Here is an 18,777-nt window from a genome sequence, read left to right on the forward strand (position 1 = left end):
TATTTTTTTCGCATTACCGCCATTTCCACTTGGAATTAACCACCAATTCAACATGAAGAACTTTCTATTTTTAAGCTTGATTGCTTTATGCTTTAACAGCCTAGCTCAAGAGAATGCACTCAACTTCGATGGAGCCAATGACCATGTAATTATTCAACATGATGCATCATTGAATCTGGATGATGGAACATTCACCATTGAATACTGGGCACAACCTGAAACAGTGGATGGTAACTTTCATTGGGTCCTTGGCAAAAGTGATGAAGGTAATAATGCAACTGTTGAATACTTAAGCGGAATAGACCTAACGAATAAATGGCGTTTTGCTTTAAGAGGACTTGCAATGGACATTATAGGAACCTCAACCGTTGTAGCAAATCAGTATTATCATATTGCTTGTGTTTTTGATGGGTCAGAAGCCAGACTCTATGTGAATGGAAGTTTAGATGGGACAGCCACTCTTGCTGGCTCTGCAGTTACCGGCATAGATAGTTTGATCATAGGTGCTAGAAATGCTGCTGCTCCAACCCAGTTTTTTGACGGATCCATTGATGAAGTAAGGTTTTGGAATACAGCAAGGACACAAGAGGAAATTGTGCTTAACGCCTATTCAGACGTTACTTCCGACCCGGACTTGATTACTTACTATAAGTTTAATGAAGGAACAGCAGGTTCGCTAAATACAGGCTTAGATAATCTTCCTGATCAGTCCAGCACGAATGATGGGACACTAATTAATTTCACTTTAAATACCACAAGTTCAAACTGGGTTACATCTACGGCATTTGATAATGATGTGTTTCCACCTATCATGCTTTCAGCTACTACCCACGATAATAACCTCAATGGTCAAATTGATTTGATAACGGTGATATTTTCTGAGGATCTGGATGGAGCAAGCGTTACCGATGGTGCGGCTGAATTCACACTAGGAGGAGGCTATACTATTTTATCATCAGGACTCAACGGGACAGATGGAGTTGATATCGTACTCAATGAATCAGGGATTCCTGATACGGATTTGACTCCTGCGGTGAACTTGATCGCTGCAACTCTTACTGATTTGGTTGGGAACGCCAATTCAGCTCAAACCATATCACCAACAGATGAAGCAGCACCGGGGTTTCTTTCTGGAACTCCATCAGCCACAACAATTACTACCGATGGGTTTACATTAGATGTGGAGTTAAGTGAGGCTGGTGGCCAGGTGGCCTACTCCATCCTTGCCAATCCATCCTCTACTCCTGCTTCGCTGGATGATGTTGGTACGGTTGGTGTTGCTTCCGGAATTATTTCTACACCACTAGCCGAAACAGCATATCAAGAGGTTGTTACAGGCCTGAGTCAAGGCACATCTTATGATATTTACTTGCTTCCCTATGATGGAATTGGCAATAGACAAGTGGCAACAACGGATCTGTTGAATATCACCACAGCTATACCAATGTCTGTGACAACAACGACACCAAACTCATTCGAAAATAATGTTGCAGCAAATAGTACTATCACAATCAATTTTGATGCGTTGCTCGATGGCTCATCCCTAACAGATGCCAACATCAAGGTTCGAGGAAGTCAATCAGGAGTAATCCCCGGCAGTTATCTTGGAGGAGGAACATCAACTTTAACGATTGATCCTGTTGATGATTTTTTACCAGGAGAGGTGGTAACAGTAACTATAACAAATGGCGTAGTTGGTCTCAGTGGTGAAATAGCATCTTCATATAACTTAAGTTTTACAATCGCGACTGCCCCATTTGAAGGGGCCTTTATTCAAGACAACAACGTACTTGAAGGACAGTCATATGGAAGAATCAACGAGGTAGGTGATTATGATGGAGATGGGGATCTGGACATTATGATTGGCGGGTATAACTCAGATTTTTCTTCAGCGGTAACCTCCATCTACCAAAATACAGGAGGGACATTCACCGACATTACAGCAGGTGTCATAGGAACCACCAATGGAAGGGCCAAGTGGGGAGACTATGATGGTGATGGAGACCTTGACTTAGTGGTAATTGGTAATGACGCAGTAGCTACTTCCGAGAACTCTAACATATATAGGAATGATGGTGGCACCTATGTAAATATTGGAGCAGCGCTTACCCCTGTTGAGTATGGGTCGGTCTCTTGGGGAGACTATGATAATGATGGAGACCTTGATCTGTTTCTATCAGGGATGGGAGCAGGAGATGTTCGTTTTGCTGATATATATGAAAACAATGCGGGTGTATTCACTGCTATTAATGCAGGAATTGTTCCAGTAAATCGTTCTGCTGTCGATTGGGGAGATTATGACAATGATGGTGATTTAGATTTAGTTATCATGGGAGCATCTGCAAGTTTCCCTGACCCACCAACCTATGAAGGAAGCATATATCGAAATGACAATGGGACTTTTATAGACATTGGAGCTGGCCTGCCAGTCGGTTCGGATGGCATGCTAAAATGGGGCGATTATGACAATGACAATGATCTGGATTTATTGTATGCAGGATCAGACAGTGGAACATCAATATTTCGTAACGATGGAGGCGTGTTTATTGATATCAATGCCGGGCTTACCCAAACATATGAAGGCATGGCAGATTGGGGTGATTATGATGGCGATGGTGATTTGGATATTCTAATGATAGGAAACGCTTCTGGTACATATAGAACTTTTATATACCGAAATGATGGAGGAAATACATTTAATGAAGTCAATGAATGGGTTATAGATATTGCATATGGAGGAGCTAGCTGGGGAGATTTCGATGGCGATGGTGATTTGGATATCGTTGTAAATGGAGAGACAAATGACTCTGAATATTTTACCCTAGTATATGAAAATACAGTTGCACCACCCAAGCCCTTAAATGCAACAGGAGTCACAACCGCTGGGTTTACACCTCATTTTGAAGTACCTACAGGAGCAACTGATATAATTGTTGACGTGTCAACCGATCCAGCTTTTGGCTCATTTATAGCACAGAATATAAGTGTTGGTACTTCAGGAGGAGTTAATATAAGCACACCACTCAGCATAGGAACAGAGTATTATTATCGAGCTAAAGCAGACTATGGAGGAACAGAAAGTACGTATTTTATTTCAGACGCTTTTATGGTCGAGCCTGGAAATGCTTTATCGTTTACAGGTAATAAGCATGTAGATATATATGATGATGAAATTAATTTTAATCCTACAGGAGATTTTACCATTGAGTTTTGGTTCAATACCACTAAAACTGGAAACTTTATATTCTTCGAAAAGGATAATGACAACACGCAGTATTCGGTACAGCAATTTTCCGGAGATGTCATTGGACTAAATGTGAACAGTGGAACCATGCAGACTCTTGGCTCTTATAATGACGGAACGTGGCACCATGTTGCGATCATATATCGGGGCGCAAATGACGGGGTAATTTATGTAGATGGAGTAGATGATACTGATACAGGTTCTATCACTTTAGGTGTTCCTAATTACGCTTTCGGTAGGCTAAGTATAGGTGATAGAAGATTTGGAGGAAGCTTCAATATGGAAGGAAGTATAGATGAATTGAGATTGTGGGAAGATGAGCGAACACTAACCGAGATTGTAGATAATCAGCTTAACACATTAGCCGGAAGCGAAGAGGGGTTATTGGTATATTATACTTTCGATAAGACATCAGGATTATTGTTGGCCAACCAATCAACTCAAATGTTATTTGATGGTGATCTCACCAACATGGACGGAAGTGAATGGGTGGCTTCAGGAAGGCCGGTTCCTCCCCCAACATTAACATCGGTATCGATAGGTATGGACCCAACAGGTAATCCAAATTATGCTAGGCCAGGGGATATAGTCGATATTGCAATTACTGCGAGCGAAAACATTACTAATGTGACTTCCTCCTTATTTTCCGGAGGAAATCCAGTGACTAATACTGCACCTGCCGTTACGGGAGGACCTGTTAATTGGAATATTCGTTATGCCCCAACGGGTACAGATACCGATGGTATTTACACTTTTACCATTGATTTTGAAAGTTTAACGTCTGGTACTCCTGGCACACAGGTCACCTCGGTTACGGATGGGTCCTTTGTAATCCTGGATCAAACAGAACCGGAAATTACTACAACCTCTTTATCAGCGGATAATGCAACATTAACGATAGATTTTGACGAAGAAGTATATTCTGATTCTGATGGGTTGTCAGCAGTTGCACTTGGGAATTTCAGCTTAAGTCAATCGGGAGGAGTTGCTACAGCAACCGCTACAGCGATCAATGTTGTTACGGGCTCTCAAGTTGAATTAACATTATCTATATCAGGAGATCCGGATGGCAATGAATTAATTACGGTTGATCCGGTGGGAATATACAATGGAGCTGGAATTGCTTTGGTGACGGCTCAGTCGAATAATTCGGTCAACTTAAATGATAACACAGCACCGGTTTTATCAGGTATATCTGTTACTTCATTCTCAGATGTGGATGCAGATATAGATTTATCTATAGATGAGGCAAGCACACTTTATTATGTTTTGACTCAATCTGCAGTACAGCCAACTGCAGCACAGATAATACTGGGAGAAGATGAAAATAGTGTTCCAGCTATAGAGCCAAATAACAATATTGTCGCGTCAGCAGGCCCTTACAATTTCAGTGTAGCCAGTCTTTCTGCCAGCACAACATATTTTGTTTATTGTGTAGCAGAAGATGCATCTGGCAATCAATCTAATGTTTTATCAACGTCTTTTACTACCGATGATCCGCCAGTGAGCCTAACCTATCAGACAATCGCTGTGCCAAATGATCCGCTAGGTACGGGAACAATAGACAACTTAATTTATAAAATACAATTGGATGTATCAGGTGGTACTGCTACTATGATTGGTATATTTTTCACACCAAATGGTACTTATGTTGAAGCAGATTTTGATCAGTTCAACTTTTATGAATCGGTAGGATTGGATGATTTTTCATCTGCTAATTTGATAGGTTCCAATTCATTCTTCAATGGCGATCCACAAATACCAGATGGTAGTGTTGGTATATATTTTGACAGTGTATATACCGATGAGACGGTGTACTGGTATGTGACAGCTGACATTTCGGCAAGTGCATCAGTAGGAAATACATTTGGACTTAACCTTCCAACCGAAAGTAACTTTGGAGTTAATGAAAACAATACGACTGATGATACCGGTTTAAATGCAAGCAATAGTTTCAATATCGTAGTAGGAGACACTACCCCTCCAACAGTGACTATAAGCAGCATATCAGCTAACCCAACTAACGATAACCCAATCTTATTAGCCATAGCTTTCAGTGAGGTGGTTTCAGGTTTAGCGCTTGCAGATTTTACCCTAACAAATGGTACCCTGTCAAACTTGGTCGACATAGACGGGAATAACTATACTGCAGAGTTGACACCAACCTCAGATGGGTCTGTAACGGTTGACTTAGGAATTGGAGCAGCCCAGGATGGAGCAGGCAATGATAACATTGCTGCCACTCAGTTTAGCATTAACTACGATGGCACAGCCCCTTCGGTGGTAGTTACAACTGCTAGTGCCGATCCAACGAGTGATAACCCGATCCCAGTGACGATCACTTTCAGTGAGGAGGTGAACAACTTCAATAACACGGGACTGATTACGGTGACGGGAGCTACATTGAGCAACTTAGCGACGAGTGACAGTACGGTATTTACCGTGGACGCTACTCCAACGACGGATGGTGTTGTAAGTGTAAGTGTTGCTGCAGGAGTTACAACGGATTTGACAGGAGCGGCCAACAGTGCCTCGAATGCGCTGAATCTGACTTACGATGGTACAGCCCCGTCGGTGGTAGTTACAACGGCTAGTGCCGATCCAACGAGTGATAACCCGATCCCAGTGACGATCACTTTCAGTGAGGAGGTGAACAACTTCAATAACACGGGACTGATTACGGTGACGGGAGCTACATTGAGCAACTTAGCGACGAGTGACAGTACGGTATTTACCGTGGACGCTACTCCAACGACGGATGGTGTTGTAAGTTTAAGTGTTGCTGCAGGAGCTACAACGGATTTGGCAGGAACGGCCAACAGTGCCTCGAATGCGCTGAGTCTGACTTACGATGGTACAGGTCCAGCAATTACTTTTGATCAAGACGGCCTAACTATTAACGACACTAACTTATCCGGAACGACCAGTGACACGAATGATGTGATTCAAATTTCAATCGATGCAGGCACTACGCTTTCAGCAGTAACCAACAATGGAGATGGCACCTGGACTTATGACTTAAGTTCTGATCCAAATTACATAGGAGATGGAGCTTATAGTATCTATTTAGATGCTATTGATAGTTTAGGCAACCAAACCATTGAGTCTACGGGAACCGTAACAATAGATCAGACAGGTCCAGTAATTGCCTTCGATCAGGATGGACAGACAACCAACGATACAAATATCTCAGGTACAGTTAGTGATCCAACAGATTTCATCCAGCTTTCTTTGGATGCAGGAACTACCTTGTCTCCAGTAACGAACAATGGTGATGGCACATGGTCGTCTGATTTAAGCACTGACCCGAACTTTGTTGGAGATGGGGCTTATAGCATTTACCTGGATGCGATGGATACACTTGGTAACCAAACCATCAACTCTACAGGTACAATTAGCATAGATCAAACCGCTCCTAATGTTGAGGTAGATATTTATGCAACTTCAATTATCAGTCCACAGATTACTGGAACCATTGATGATCTGGCAGCAACTATCGAAGTGACAGTAAATGGGGAAACAAATGCAGCAGCTAATGTGGGTGATGGTACTTGGTTATTATCAGCCGGAGTACTTACGGACCTTACAGATGGAACATACGATGTATCCGTTTCAGCTACTGATTTAGCCGGTAATGTTGGGGCCGATCAAACAATTGATGAACTAGTCATCAGTCAGGACATAGTAGCCATTGCACCCACACAAATAACAGCAACGAGCTTTAGGGCAAACTGGAGTGAAGGTTTGGATGTGCTTAATTACGAGTTGGACGTTTCGACCGAAAGCGATTTCTCGAGTTTTCTTCCAGGTTTTGAAAGCTTGAATGTTGCTAACACCAACCGATCATTCGTGGTAACAGGGCTCGATTTTGCATCATCGTATTATTACCGAGTAAGGTTGGTAAATACCTCAAGTCAGGTCTCATCAAATTCAAATACACGATCAGCAAAAACAATTGTCGACTCTGAAACACTTGCTGATTCGTTGGCATTGGTTCAAATACATGATGCAATCAATCCACAGGGTTTAAACTGGGGAACTGCAAGATTGCGAGCGTGGGATGGAGTTACTTTAGATGCCAATCGCACACGTGTAAATGTGGTAAATATTAGCTCTTCACAGTCTGCTGGTGATATGCCAAATCCTTTTACCGGAGACGCGCTTACTAACGGTGGATTGAGTAACATGACAGGGATGGATATCTCTGTAAATGAAATTACCGGACTCATGGATTTCTCAACCACCACAATAAGCACGTTGCTAGTCAATGACAACATGCTAGAATTTGATGATATCGAACCATTGGTCTCACTTGGCATTGGCACATTGGATTATACCAATCAGGGTAGTGTCCAGTATAATCAAACAACGGATGGAAACCCTATAGAAGTGAGATATGCCAATGATTATACATTATCCCTTGGCACTGATGGCCAGGGAGTAGGCGGCAGTGCCAATGATTATGCATGGTTTAGAAATGATGTTCTGATATCGTCTGGTACAGACTTTGGAATTGCAGGACCTGAAGTTGTCCTTCAAGCAATTAATTACGATAACATGGGAGAATTCAGGACTGAAGTAACAAGTTCTTTGGTTCCTGGGTTAGTGATTGAAGCTGATCGTCAGATCGTATGGGCTGTTGCTGACATGGTAGTTTCTGTGGTGGATGGGCAAGGTGATCCTCTAGAAGACCCTATTGATGGATACATGCTAGAAGCAGTGAGAAGGTCAAGGGGGTTTGATACCTTAGAGGTAGTATTAAATGCACCACCTTCCACAATCACCTTCCCGGATGTGGTTCTTGGAAATTACATAACAGCCATAAATTCTAATCCTGCACTTTATATTCCTACCTATTTTGGAGATGTATTTGAGTGGGGTGAAGCTGATACATTATTCTTCAGAAGTGATGATGTGATAACCATGAAAATGACTCAAGTCCCCGATGAATTGACAGAAGGACCCGGCTCTTTGGAGGTACTCATTGAGGAAGACTTTGGCGATGATAATTCTCGGATTGAAGCCAGAAGAAGGGCCTCTAAAAGGAAATGTGGGTTAAGAAGAAAAAGATCCGGCGGACGAACCGGTCAGGATGACGATGAATTTGAACTCATTGCGTATGGCGAAACCGATGAGAATGGTGAATTTAAATTTGGATTCCTACCACAGGGAACTTATCGATTCTTTGTAGAATATCCTGGTATTCCTTTAGATGAGTCTTCTTTTGTGCAGTTTGATGTGGGCGAAGAGGGTGTAAGTGATACCGACTTTAGATTACAAGCATTTGCTACAGAAGATGGAATAGAGGTAGAGATTGAAGCGGTACTTGGAGTAATTCTGGAGTACTTCAAGAACCTGCAAATATTCCCAAATCCATCTAGAGATTACTTGAACATCAAATACCGACATTTAAAGTCTGGTGATGTAACAGCACAGCTTGTTGATCTTGCCGGAAATACCATGTGGTCTACCGACCTAAGAGACGGATTTGATGGAGATCTGAAAATTGAAGTAAGCAACTACGATGAAGGCATATACATCTTGAGATTTTATGACAGAGAAAGTCCAAAAGAAAATGTCGTGAGCTTCAGAGTGATTGTTAGAGACTAGATGATATGAATGGGGGTGGCGCTTTACCACCCTCTATATTACTCTCTTGAGCTGGAATTTAACTTTCCTTCTTTGCCCATCTCGGTAAATAATACACTTTATTTTTTTACCATCTCTGGACTGGAGCAAATGTAGAATATCTGATAATGAGTGAGATCTGAGACTTTTTCCATTGATTCGATGGATCACATCACCAGGCCTAATATCAGCTGTAAATGCAGGCCCCCCTTGATCCACTGTCATCACTTTGAGTGTGTCTAGATAAGGTCCAAAGGCATTGAGCGTCATGCCACTCATGTCGTATTCAAATGCTTCTTGATATTTATCGCTCTTAGTTAAATAAATTTTTTCTGAGCGGTAATCAAAAGTGACATTGAATCTGTTGAGCAACTCACCTCCAAAAGTTCCAATCCTTGCTCCACGCTTTATAACCTTGTTATAGGCACCATCAAAAGGAGCAGCTACCAGCATTTCACTAAAATCAAAATCATCAATTTTTACGGAATCCATTCTCCCTATATGACCGGGTATCTCCCCTGCAATACCTCTTCCTAATCTTGTGATGATGGTTTTCTCCGGGAGATCCACTCCATCTAAAAAGTTATAATCAATCAGCGCAGCATGGCTTGCCCCTGTGTCAATCATGATATCCAAGTTGGCTTTTTTATTGCCCTGAATGATACTCGCATTCATGAAAGGTTTCGTCCCGCGAATACTTATTGGTACTTCTACAGATCTCCTGTTTGGTCTAAATTTACTTGGCTCAATGAGGGTCAATTCACTATCATCATAATTGACGTCTACTACAAATCGAGAAAATATATCGTATCCTATAATTCCATGGACATCATCTCCTATATTTTCTGAAAGCTTTAGGTAATCTTCTTTAAGCACCAGCATATTCATATTGCTGCCAACTACACCACCAGGTAAGGTAAAAGTGACCTCATTGGCAATGTATGCTTCTACCGAATCGACTAGACCGGGACCATCAATGGTGATCTCTCTTATGTAGTTAACTTCTAAAATATCTGCATATAGCTTCTCTGTAAGGATTGCGTTTTCAACACCAGTATCAAGGATGAATTTGAGCGTTAAAAAACGATTGATAGTAAGCGGGATGATGATCAGGTTATTATGCTGCTCGAAAGGAATCGTGATTTTTTTGACATTATTTGGCATCTTAAAGCCAAATTCTTTTTGACCAGATGCTGACGAGCAAAGGCATGTGTTTATCAATAGGATGAATGCCACCAGACTTGTAATCGGATTTCTCATGTAAAAATCTCTTAAGTAGTGAATTACACTCATCTAACAACACGGATAAAATCCAACCCTTATTTTGACGTTAAAATTTAGTCAAAGAGCTCCTTAATGTCGCTTTGAGAGAGACTTTTTATGAAACTTTCTTCTACAGTGATTAAATCGGACGCCAATTTTTGCTTGTGTTCCTGAAGTTTAATGATTTTCTCTTCGATCGTATCCTTCGAAACGAACTTATAAGCGAATACTTTTTTTGTTTGCCCGATTCTATGTGCTCTGTCAATTGCCTGTGCTTCTACAGCAGGATTCCACCAAGGATCCAATAAAAACACATAGTCAGCTTTCGTCAAGTTCAATCCTGTCCCTCCGGCCTTTAATGATATTAAAAACACAGAAACAGAAGAATCGTTTTGAAATCTTTCTACCTGACTTTTACGATCTTTTGTAGACCCATCCAAATAGGCAAATTCGACATCTTGACTAGTTAAATAATCAGAAACGATTTTTAGATGTTTTACAAACTGACTAAATATTAACACTTTATGTCCCTTAGAAATTGAATTTTCAATCATATAGGTAACTTCTTCAAGCTTTCCTGATCCATGATTGTATTCCTGATCAACCATTTTTGGGTGATTGGCGATCTGCCGCAGCTGAGTTAGCCCTTGAAGTAGAACCATATGTGATTTACCGATCCCATCGGTTTCAATGACATCCATAATTTTACTTCTGAATGCATTTTTCTCCTTTTCGTAAAACTCCTTCTGTTCTTCAGACATGTTGCAGTATCGGATATTCACTACTTTTTCTGGAAGATCTTCAGCTACCTGACTCTTTTCTCTTCTTAATAAGAAGGGCTTAATCAGGGAGTTGAGTTTTTTGGTTTTTGACTCGTCTTGCTTTTTCTCTATAGGGTTTAAATATTCTTTCTTAAAGTATGATTCATTTCCAAGCAACCCAGGATTTACAAAACTCATTTGGGACCATAAATCCAACGTGCTGTTTTCTATAGGGGTACCGGTTAGAATTAGTTTTCTCCGTGATTTAAGATCTTTTACTTTCTTGGAGATTAGTGAATCAGGATTTTTAATCGCCTGTGATTCATCCAGTATGATGTAATTGAAGTAGAATTCTGCCAATATCTCAACATCTACTCTGGTAGTTCCATAACTGGTTATGACCACATCATACCTGCTAAACTGATTGCTGTCCTTTACACGATTGATTCCTGTATAGTTCAGAATTTTAAGTTTAGGTGTAAACTTTTTAGCCTCCATTTCCCAGTTGTATAGCAGGGAGGTAGGCATTATCAGTAAGCTGGTACTCTCGGGATTTTTGTTTTTTTGATGTTGAAGAAGTGCCAACGCCTGAATAGTCTTACCAAGACCCATGTCATCCGCCAGACATCCGCCAAAATTGTAGTCTTCAAGAAACCTTAGCCAGTTATATCCTGCTAGCTGATATGGACGTAGGCTACCAATAAACTTTTCCGGAACTTGATAATCTTCAATCTTGTCAAAAGATAAAAGCTTCTCTAACTTTCGATCCATAGTGACTCTGGCAAGGTCACTTTCTCTTAATTCATGAACAAGCGATACGTGAATCTTATTGAGGGTAATACCATTATCTGTCTGAGAGGAGAAAGCAAGTAAATCCTTATATCGCAGAATCCAGGATTCCGGGATAACTCCTATTTCTCCATTAGGAAGCATTATTTCGGTCTTTCCTTTTAAAATACTCTTTCTAATTTCTTCAAAAGGAATTTCGTATTCGCCAAATCGTATTCTGGCTTTAAGGTCAAACCAATCTACGCCTTCATTAACCTCAAGGTCTATTGTGGATTCACCCACGAAGAATTTTTTGCCTTGATGATTTTGTTTAATGATAAAATCCTGAAGCAAATTATGATTGCGCCCAATCCAATCAAACGCTGTAATCTTAGGAAGCGTGACCCGTGAATTTCTTAGCTGAAGACCTTTTTCTGCCAATTGTTCTATAATACCCTTTTCTCCCTCATGATCTCTGCTGATTCTGTGGAATGTATAATTATCATTTTGTTTTTCCATAGAAACGCTTACTCTACTGAGCTTATCTGCATTGAAATTATGGCTGCCATAATCAAAGGATAACTCAAGTAGTAGCTTATCACTGTCCTTGTTTGCAACATCTCCATTATCATCAAATAATGAAGCATTTCTGGATGATTGGATTTCGCTGACGGTTATTTTAGGTTGAGGTTTAGGCTTGTGAGTAACTATATCAAAGCCTTTCGCATACACATCAAACTCCGAGATTAGTGGTCCTACAAATTTCTTATAATAGGTCTCTTCAATGTCCTTGGGTATCAGAATAAATTTCTTCTTTAGAAAAGGCTTTAGTTTGCCTCCATTGATAGGTTTTTTGAACGTAATAAGCTTGTCGTTTGCTACCAGGCAGGCAGGCTCCTTACATAGCAGGTAGCTACCATTATTTAGGAATTCTATTTTCTCCCCTCTTAATTTAATGGTAGGGAAGTAATGGGTATTATCTTCATTCTTTCTGAAGTGGAACAGGATGGTAGCTTTTTCATCCACAACCTCTATTTCTTTCCAAGTAGGCTCTCCGTCTTTACCCATCTCAAAAAGACGCTTTCCATAAATGAGTGACAGTATTTTAGATCGTCTACGTTCTATATAGCCATCGATTTCAGTTTGAAGTACTTTATCCCCATTTTCCTTATCGTACACCTTAAGGAAAAATTCCTCGGGCTTCTGACGTTTTTTCTGGAAATGATTGGCTACCTGATCTTGTTGGATCTGATCCATAGACTCAATGATTTGGTAATCATTATCATCGAGTCTTGCACTAAATTCCGATGCATTTTTTGCACTAATATTTTGATGTGAATAACTAAGCTCTCCTTTGTCATTCAGTTGTACAACAAAGGATTCGATAAGATATCCTAAGTATTCGTGTTCATAGAGCGAATAGATCAGTTCAAATGGTTGGTCGGGAGAAACTTTCACAGATTTTCAAAATGACATAAGCTTCGAAAATAGTAAAATTTCGAATGCTAGGAAGCATTTCTGAACGAAGAATTTGTGATTTACTGCAGAGTTTGAGTTGAGAAAGAGCGACTTGCTTTTTTTGCTGGCTGTATGGAGGCGACTAGTGTAATCAATATAATTGCCAACGTAGTAAGTAGAACATCCAGGAATTCTATTTTCACTGGATAGCTATTCATGACTGCAGAATCCATTCCCATGCCTACTAATCCATAATGTTGCTGTATAAAGCTAATACCCACTCCAAGGACTAAACCGACACCAGCTCCTGAAAATGCTACAATGCATCCTTCATAGAGGAATATGTTTCTAATTAGTCTGCTTGAGGCACCTTGAGCAAATAACACCGAGATGTCTTTCCTTTTTTCGATTACCAACATTGTAAGGGAGAAGAAAATATTGATTGAAGCAATGCCAATTATGGCAACCAATATGATAAACACAAATAGCTTCTCAATTTTTAGAACCTTATATAGATCACTGTGAAGTTCCTCTCCCAATTTGACTTGGAAGGCACCTCCTAATGACTGTTGGATAGATTTTTTTATGCTGAAAGGATCAGCATCTTCGCTTAAATAGAGCTCAAGAGATGTCAATCTGTTTCCGTAATTGAGCAACTCCTTGGCAAACTCTATTGGCACGAAAATGTAGTTATCGTCATAATACTTTTCAATTGCGAACACACCACCAGGGATGATGTTCAAAAGGTTATACATCCTTGAAGGATTAATAACTCCGGGTCCAATGTCTTTTGGATAATACATTTGAAGCGTATAAAAATCATTTTGAAGGCTCAGAGATAGGTCATATTGCACACCTCTTCCTACCAAAGCATAAGCGATGCTGTCCCTTACCAGTGGGAAGTCTCCTGCTACCAGTACATTTCGAATGCCACTGAATTCATCAAAATCTCGACTAACACCTTTCATTCTGACCAATCGCTGCGCTTCTTTATACTCGACCAGCACATTATCCTCAATTACATTCGAGACACCATTAACTCCTTCAATGGATTTTAATTTTAATGTATATGAAGAGTCAGCTTCAAAGGATTTGCCACTGGTAGGGTAGACAACAATGTCCGGATCGAAATTCCCATACATTCCCCTGAGCAAGTCTTCGAGACCATTAAAGACCGACAATGCTATGATCAGACACATGGTGCCGCTCGCTACAACCACCATTGAAATGATGGATATAACGTTTATGAAGTTTTTCTTTTTACCTGATAGAAAGTATTTCCGAGCTATGAAAAAGGGAAAATTCATTGTTCTTCTGGCGGAATGTTCAGCTTATTAATCAGCGTATCAATTTTAGTGGCTTTCTCTTCTGTATCGTCAAGGAAAAAAGCTATTTCCGGAACTATCCGAACCTGCTTACCAATCTTTTTGCCAAGCTTCAGTCTAATTTCGCTCTTGATGGACTCAAGGTGTTTAAAGATTTCTTCGGCAGTATTGATGGGAAAGATGCTTAAGTAAACTCTTGCCAGACCAAGATCGGGAGAAACATTTACATCTGTAATGGTCCCCAAAGAAGATTTAAAATAATGGGAGGGATCTTTTTGAAATATCTCTGCAAGATCCTTTTTCAACTGTTTGCCGTATTTTACCTGCCGCTTGCTTTCCATGATGCAAATATCCTAAGATAATATTTAAGGGGTTTGTACAAATACTCTAATTTCGAATTTAGTCTAGTCAACGAGTAAAAGAGAAAATCCTTGCTACGATTCTTCAGAATAAATGATCCTTACAGACTCCTGTTCATTTTCGTGATTATGGTCATAATCAGGATTATTCAAGGTCTTTTTATTGATGAGGTATCCTACTATCAGTTAAAATGGTCACTTTTAGGAGAATGGTTAAATCAAGGATACAGAATGTATTCAGAAACATTTGACTATACCGGGCCATTGGCAGTTCTTGTCTATAAGTATTTTGACCTGCTCTTTGGACGCTCCATGTTTCTTCATTACGGACTTAGTTCTATAGTCATCATTTATCAGGCGGGTATATTCAACATGCTGCTTTTGAAGAACAAAGCCTATGATGAAAACAGCTACTTACCTGCATTTCTCTATATGATCCTGATGGTTTCAATTCCTGATTTTATGGCATTGTCACCACAGCTCCTGAGTCTTACTTTTATTTTGTTGGCACTGCAAAATGTCCTTAGAAGAATTGATAATCAGGTAACCGATGAGTTATTTCTGAATTCGGGAATTTTTATTGGAATAGCATCGATGATATATCTACCATCGGTTGTGTTCTTTTTGGTTTTTCTTGTCTCTCTAATCCTTTTTTCCACTGCTGTGACAAGAAGATTGGCTCTGTATCTTTTCAGCTTCTTTTTGGTTTTTGGATTATGTAGTTTGTATTTCTATTTACGCGGAGACTTCCAAATATTTATTGACAGTTATTTGATCCAGAATTTGATAATGCAGACCGGTGGAACAATTGGATTTTATGAGTCTCTTATAATTTGTGCTGGATTTGTGATCATATTTTTTCTTTCTGTTTTCAAAACGTGGAGTTCCGCTCGCCAAACTAATTTTCAACAGAAAATTCAACAAGTAATATGGCTTATGTTCCTAGGTGGGATATCAACTTTTTTACTCTCAAATGAAAAATCCCTTCATGAACTGGTATTCATGGTTCCTGTAATTGCATATTTCTGGACATACTATTTCATTCTTTTAAAGAAGCGAATTTTTAAACTGATAATGCCTGGATTATTGATTTTTGGTATTCTTGGTTATAGCGTATTTACCTATAAGGGCTTACTAGGCAATTTTATACCAAACAAACCTGAAAATGCTATAGCAAATACCATGATTTTGGGTGAAAATATAAGCTACTATAAAGAGGTAGAAATTGCTACTCCATGTTTCAACTCATTACTATCCAGAAAATCTTTTGAGGGGTTGGACTACTACAATTCTGCCAGCCGGTTATACTTAATTTTTGAAAATAGTGATCCTAATTTGATAATTGATGAGATCGGTGTAATGCCCGAAACGCTAAACAGATTTCCAAATATTAAGGCGCGTTATAGAGATCGTGGGAATGGAGAATATGTGAAAATCAGCAATTGATTTTATTCACTCGTCGTTCATGCCGACCTCCTTCAAACTCAGTAATAACAAACGTATCAACTAAGCTTTCCGCATACTCATAAGCAACAAAACGGGCAGGTAAGCAGATAATATTTGCATTGTTGTGCTGCCTGGCAAGAGCAGCTAATTCGGTATTCCAGCACAGAGCCGCACGCACATTTTCATGTTTGTTAGCTGTCATAGCAACACCATTACCACTGCCACAAATCAGAATTCCTAAATCGAAATCTTCTGATGCAATTGAGGTAGCCAGTGGATGTACATGATCAGGGTAATCAACAGAATCTTCAGTGTTGGGTCCAAAATCACGAATATCATGTCCTTGACTCTCTAAATGCTGAATCAATCTTTTCTTATATTGAAATCCGGCATGATCGCCACCTATCGCTATTTTCATGAGTCTTTATTTTGTCGTGCTTCTCTTTTTTCTATTCGTTTGGCAATAACAATACTCATCTGATAGAGCATCATCAAAGGCAAAGCAATTAATACCTGACTGAATGGATCAGGAGGTGTAACGATTGCTCCTAAAACTAAAATTACAATAATTGCATGTTTTCGGTATGCTTTCATCAAAGCAGAACTTACTATACCTGCTCGAGTTAGAAAATAAACAATAACCGGAAGCTGAAATAGAATGCCACATCCAAACACAATCATGGTGACTGTGCTTATGTACGAAGAGAGGTCGAAAAGATTCTGAAGTGATGGATCTACCTGATACGTAGAAAAGAATCTAATAGAAATAGGCGCGATTAGAAAATATCCAAAAAGAACACCCAATATGAATAACAAGCTCACGGAGAAAGTGGCTCCTCTTGATGCTTTTCGTTCCTGAGGTCTCAATCCAGGTTTAATAAATCTCCAGATTTCCCAAAAAAGATATGGGAATCCTAAAACTAGTCCTACAAAAAAGGAGATAGAAACATGAGTCATGAACTGACTGCTAAGTTTCCGGCTCACAAGTTCAAATGAAAGTGTATCGATACAAAGAGCAGGTGTTCCAATTAAATCGGCTAGTTGACACAGTTTTTGATAGGACCAAAAGTCAGTTCTGGAAGGCCCCAATATTACTTGACCGATCACAAAATTCTTCATGATAAATGCTGCGACTGCAAAAACAGTAATTGCAATCAAAGAACGGATGAGGTGCCATCGCAATTCTTCGAGATGGTCCAGGAAGGACATCTCTTTTTCATCCGTCATCTGATCAAGAGGCATTTATTATCCTTTAAAAAGTGGGAATTTAGACATCCAGTTGTTCACCTCGGCTTTTACTTCAGAAATTTTGTTTTCATTGCCTTTATTGGTGATCACAGCATCTATTAAATCTACAATTTTCGTCATATCATCTTCCATCAAACCACGAGTAGTCACTGCTGGTGTACCGATTCGCATACCTGATGTCACAAATGGACTTTTGTCATCAAATGGCACCATGTTTTTGTTAACAGTAATATCTGCTTTGATCAATGAATTTTCCGCATCTTTTCCAGTGATATCTTTTGAGCGAAGATCAATCAACATCAGGTGGTTATCGGTCCCCTCAGAAATCACGTCATATCCTTTCTTAACAAAGGCATCAGCCATTACTGCTGCATTTTTCTTCACCTGAAGTAAATAATTCATGTAATCGTCAGAAAGTGCCTCCCCAAAAGCCACTGCTTTTGCAGCAATGATGTGCTCCAGTGGTCCGCCTTGAGTTCCTGGAAATACGCCAGAATCGAGTAAGGAGCTTAACTTTCTCACCACACCTTTTGGTGTCTTGAGTCCCCATGGGTTGTCAATATCATCTCGGACTAAAATCATTCCTCCCCTGGGCCCTCTCAATGTCTTGTGTGTTGTTGTAGTAACAATATGACAATATTCCAACGGATCATTCAAAAGTCCCCTCGCAATTAATCCGGAAGGATGTGAAACGTCAGCTAGTAGAATTGCTCCAACCTCATCTGCGATGGCTCTAAAGCGCTCATAATCCCAATCCCTGCTGTAAGCCGATGCTCCACAAATGATCATCTTAGGTTGCTTTTCTCGAGCAACATTTTCTAATTGATCATAATCTATAAGACCTGATTCTTTTTCTACTCCGTAGAAATTTGGTTTATAGAGCTTACCTGAAAAGTTTACACCTGAACCATGTGTAAGGTGACCACCATGCGAAAGATCGAAACCAAGTATTTCATCGCCAGCATTAAGGCATGCAAGCATTACAGCTGCATTTGCTTGAGCTCCAGAGTGCGGCTGTACGTTGGCCCAAGTAGCTCCAAAGAGCTCTTTTGCTCGTTCCCTTGCCAGATCCTCAATTTCATCTACTACTTCACAACCTCCATAGTACCTTTTACCTGGGAGTCCTTCTGCATATTTATTAGTCAAGACACTTCCAGCAGCCTCTTGCACTTGCGGTGAAACAATATTTTCTGAGGCTATCAGCTCTATTCCTTCAATCTGACGTTTTTCTTCAGCCTTGATTAAGTCAAAAACTTTCTGATCTTTTTGCATGGCCC

9 protein-coding genes are annotated in these 18,777 nt (G+C 40.0%); 2 read left to right on the forward strand and 7 right to left on the reverse strand.

What is annotated here, in order from left to right; genetic code table 11:
* Nucleotides 1-52 precede the first annotated feature (52 nt).
* Nucleotides 53-8,854 (forward strand): LamG-like jellyroll fold domain-containing protein, encoded by an 8,802-nt coding sequence (locus tag ACOMC3_RS18590; protein ID WP_420317394.1) that lies wholly within the window; start codon nucleotides 53-55, stop codon nucleotides 8,852-8,854.
* Nucleotides 8,855-8,887: 33 nt separating this feature from the next.
* On the opposite strand, the gene ACOMC3_RS18595 is transcribed toward ACOMC3_RS18590, so the two are convergent.
* The 4 genes from ACOMC3_RS18595 to rbfA all read right to left on the reverse strand — a co-directional run bounded on the left by ACOMC3_RS18595 (nucleotide 8,888) and on the right by rbfA (nucleotide 14,788).
* Nucleotides 8,888-10,165 (reverse strand): aspartyl protease family protein, encoded by a 1,278-nt coding sequence (locus ACOMC3_RS18595; RefSeq protein WP_420317395.1) that lies wholly within the window; start codon nucleotides 10,163-10,165, stop codon nucleotides 8,888-8,890.
* Between the two features lie 44 nt (nucleotides 10,166-10,209).
* Nucleotides 10,210-13,122: an SNF2-related protein gene (locus ACOMC3_RS18600; protein ID WP_420317396.1), complete on the reverse strand. Its 2,913-nt coding sequence runs from the start codon at nucleotides 13,120-13,122 to the stop codon at nucleotides 10,210-10,212.
* An 80-nt stretch (nucleotides 13,123-13,202) separates the two neighbouring features.
* Entirely contained in the window at nucleotides 13,203-14,429 is a 1,227-nt protein-coding gene (locus ACOMC3_RS18605) for an ABC transporter permease (protein ID WP_420317397.1), read from the reverse strand.
* A complete protein-coding gene (gene rbfA / locus ACOMC3_RS18610; protein ID WP_420317398.1) occupies nucleotides 14,426-14,788 on the reverse strand; it encodes a 30S ribosome-binding factor RbfA in 363 nt (120 codons plus the stop codon). The genes ACOMC3_RS18605 and rbfA overlap by 4 nt, the downstream gene beginning before the upstream one ends.
* Before the next feature lie 147 nt (nucleotides 14,789-14,935).
* On the opposite strand from rbfA, the gene ACOMC3_RS18615 reads away from it, so the two are divergent.
* Nucleotides 14,936-16,252, forward strand: coding sequence for a hypothetical protein (locus ACOMC3_RS18615; RefSeq protein WP_420317399.1), 1,317 nt, complete (start codon nucleotides 14,936-14,938; stop codon nucleotides 16,250-16,252).
* On the opposite strand, the gene rpiB is transcribed toward ACOMC3_RS18615, so the two are convergent.
* From rpiB to glyA, 3 genes are read right to left on the reverse strand one after another with little or no spacing between them, the layout of a single operon-like run.
* Nucleotides 16,242-16,670: a ribose 5-phosphate isomerase B gene (gene rpiB, locus ACOMC3_RS18620; RefSeq protein ID WP_420317400.1), complete on the reverse strand. Its 429-nt coding sequence runs from the start codon at nucleotides 16,668-16,670 to the stop codon at nucleotides 16,242-16,244. The two genes, ACOMC3_RS18615 and rpiB, sit on opposite strands and share 11 nt — an antisense overlap.
* Nucleotides 16,667-17,494: a twin-arginine translocase subunit TatC gene (gene tatC / locus ACOMC3_RS18625; protein WP_420317401.1), complete on the reverse strand. Its 828-nt coding sequence runs from the start codon at nucleotides 17,492-17,494 to the stop codon at nucleotides 16,667-16,669. Before tatC ends, rpiB begins: the two co-directional genes overlap by 4 nt.
* Nucleotides 17,495-17,497: 3 nt before the next feature.
* Nucleotides 17,498-18,772, reverse strand: coding sequence for a serine hydroxymethyltransferase (gene glyA, locus ACOMC3_RS18630; protein ID WP_420317402.1), 1,275 nt, complete (start codon nucleotides 18,770-18,772; stop codon nucleotides 17,498-17,500).
* Nucleotides 18,773-18,777: the final 5 nt, after the last annotated feature.

The sequence above is a fragment of the Ekhidna sp. genome (assembly GCF_965212185.1).
Classification (GTDB): domain Bacteria; phylum Bacteroidota; class Bacteroidia; order Cytophagales; family Cyclobacteriaceae; genus Ekhidna.

What these genes read in the sequence shown, in the direction of transcription:
- rpiB (WP_420317400.1), bottom strand. Translation starts at nt 16,670, where the DNA reads ATGAAAATAGCGATAGGTGGCGATCATGCCGGATTTCAATATAAGAAA.
- tatC (WP_420317401.1), bottom strand. Translation starts at nt 17,494, where the DNA reads ATGCCTCTTGATCAGATGACGGATGAAAAAGAGATGTCCTTCCTGGAC.
- ACOMC3_RS18605 (WP_420317397.1), bottom strand. Translation starts at nt 14,429, where the DNA reads ATGAATTTTCCCTTTTTCATAGCTCGGAAATACTTTCTATCAGGTAAA.
- ACOMC3_RS18595 (WP_420317395.1), bottom strand. Translation starts at nt 10,165, where the DNA reads ATGAGTGTAATTCACTACTTAAGAGATTTTTACATGAGAAATCCGATT.
- ACOMC3_RS18590 (WP_420317394.1), top strand. Translation starts at nt 53, where the DNA reads ATGAAGAACTTTCTATTTTTAAGCTTGATTGCTTTATGCTTTAACAGC.
- glyA (WP_420317402.1), bottom strand. Translation starts at nt 18,772, where the DNA reads ATGCAAAAAGATCAGAAAGTTTTTGACTTAATCAAGGCTGAAGAAAAA.
- ACOMC3_RS18615 (WP_420317399.1), top strand. Translation starts at nt 14,936, where the DNA reads ATGGTCATAATCAGGATTATTCAAGGTCTTTTTATTGATGAGGTATCC.
- rbfA (WP_420317398.1), bottom strand. Translation starts at nt 14,788, where the DNA reads ATGGAAAGCAAGCGGCAGGTAAAATACGGCAAACAGTTGAAAAAGGAT.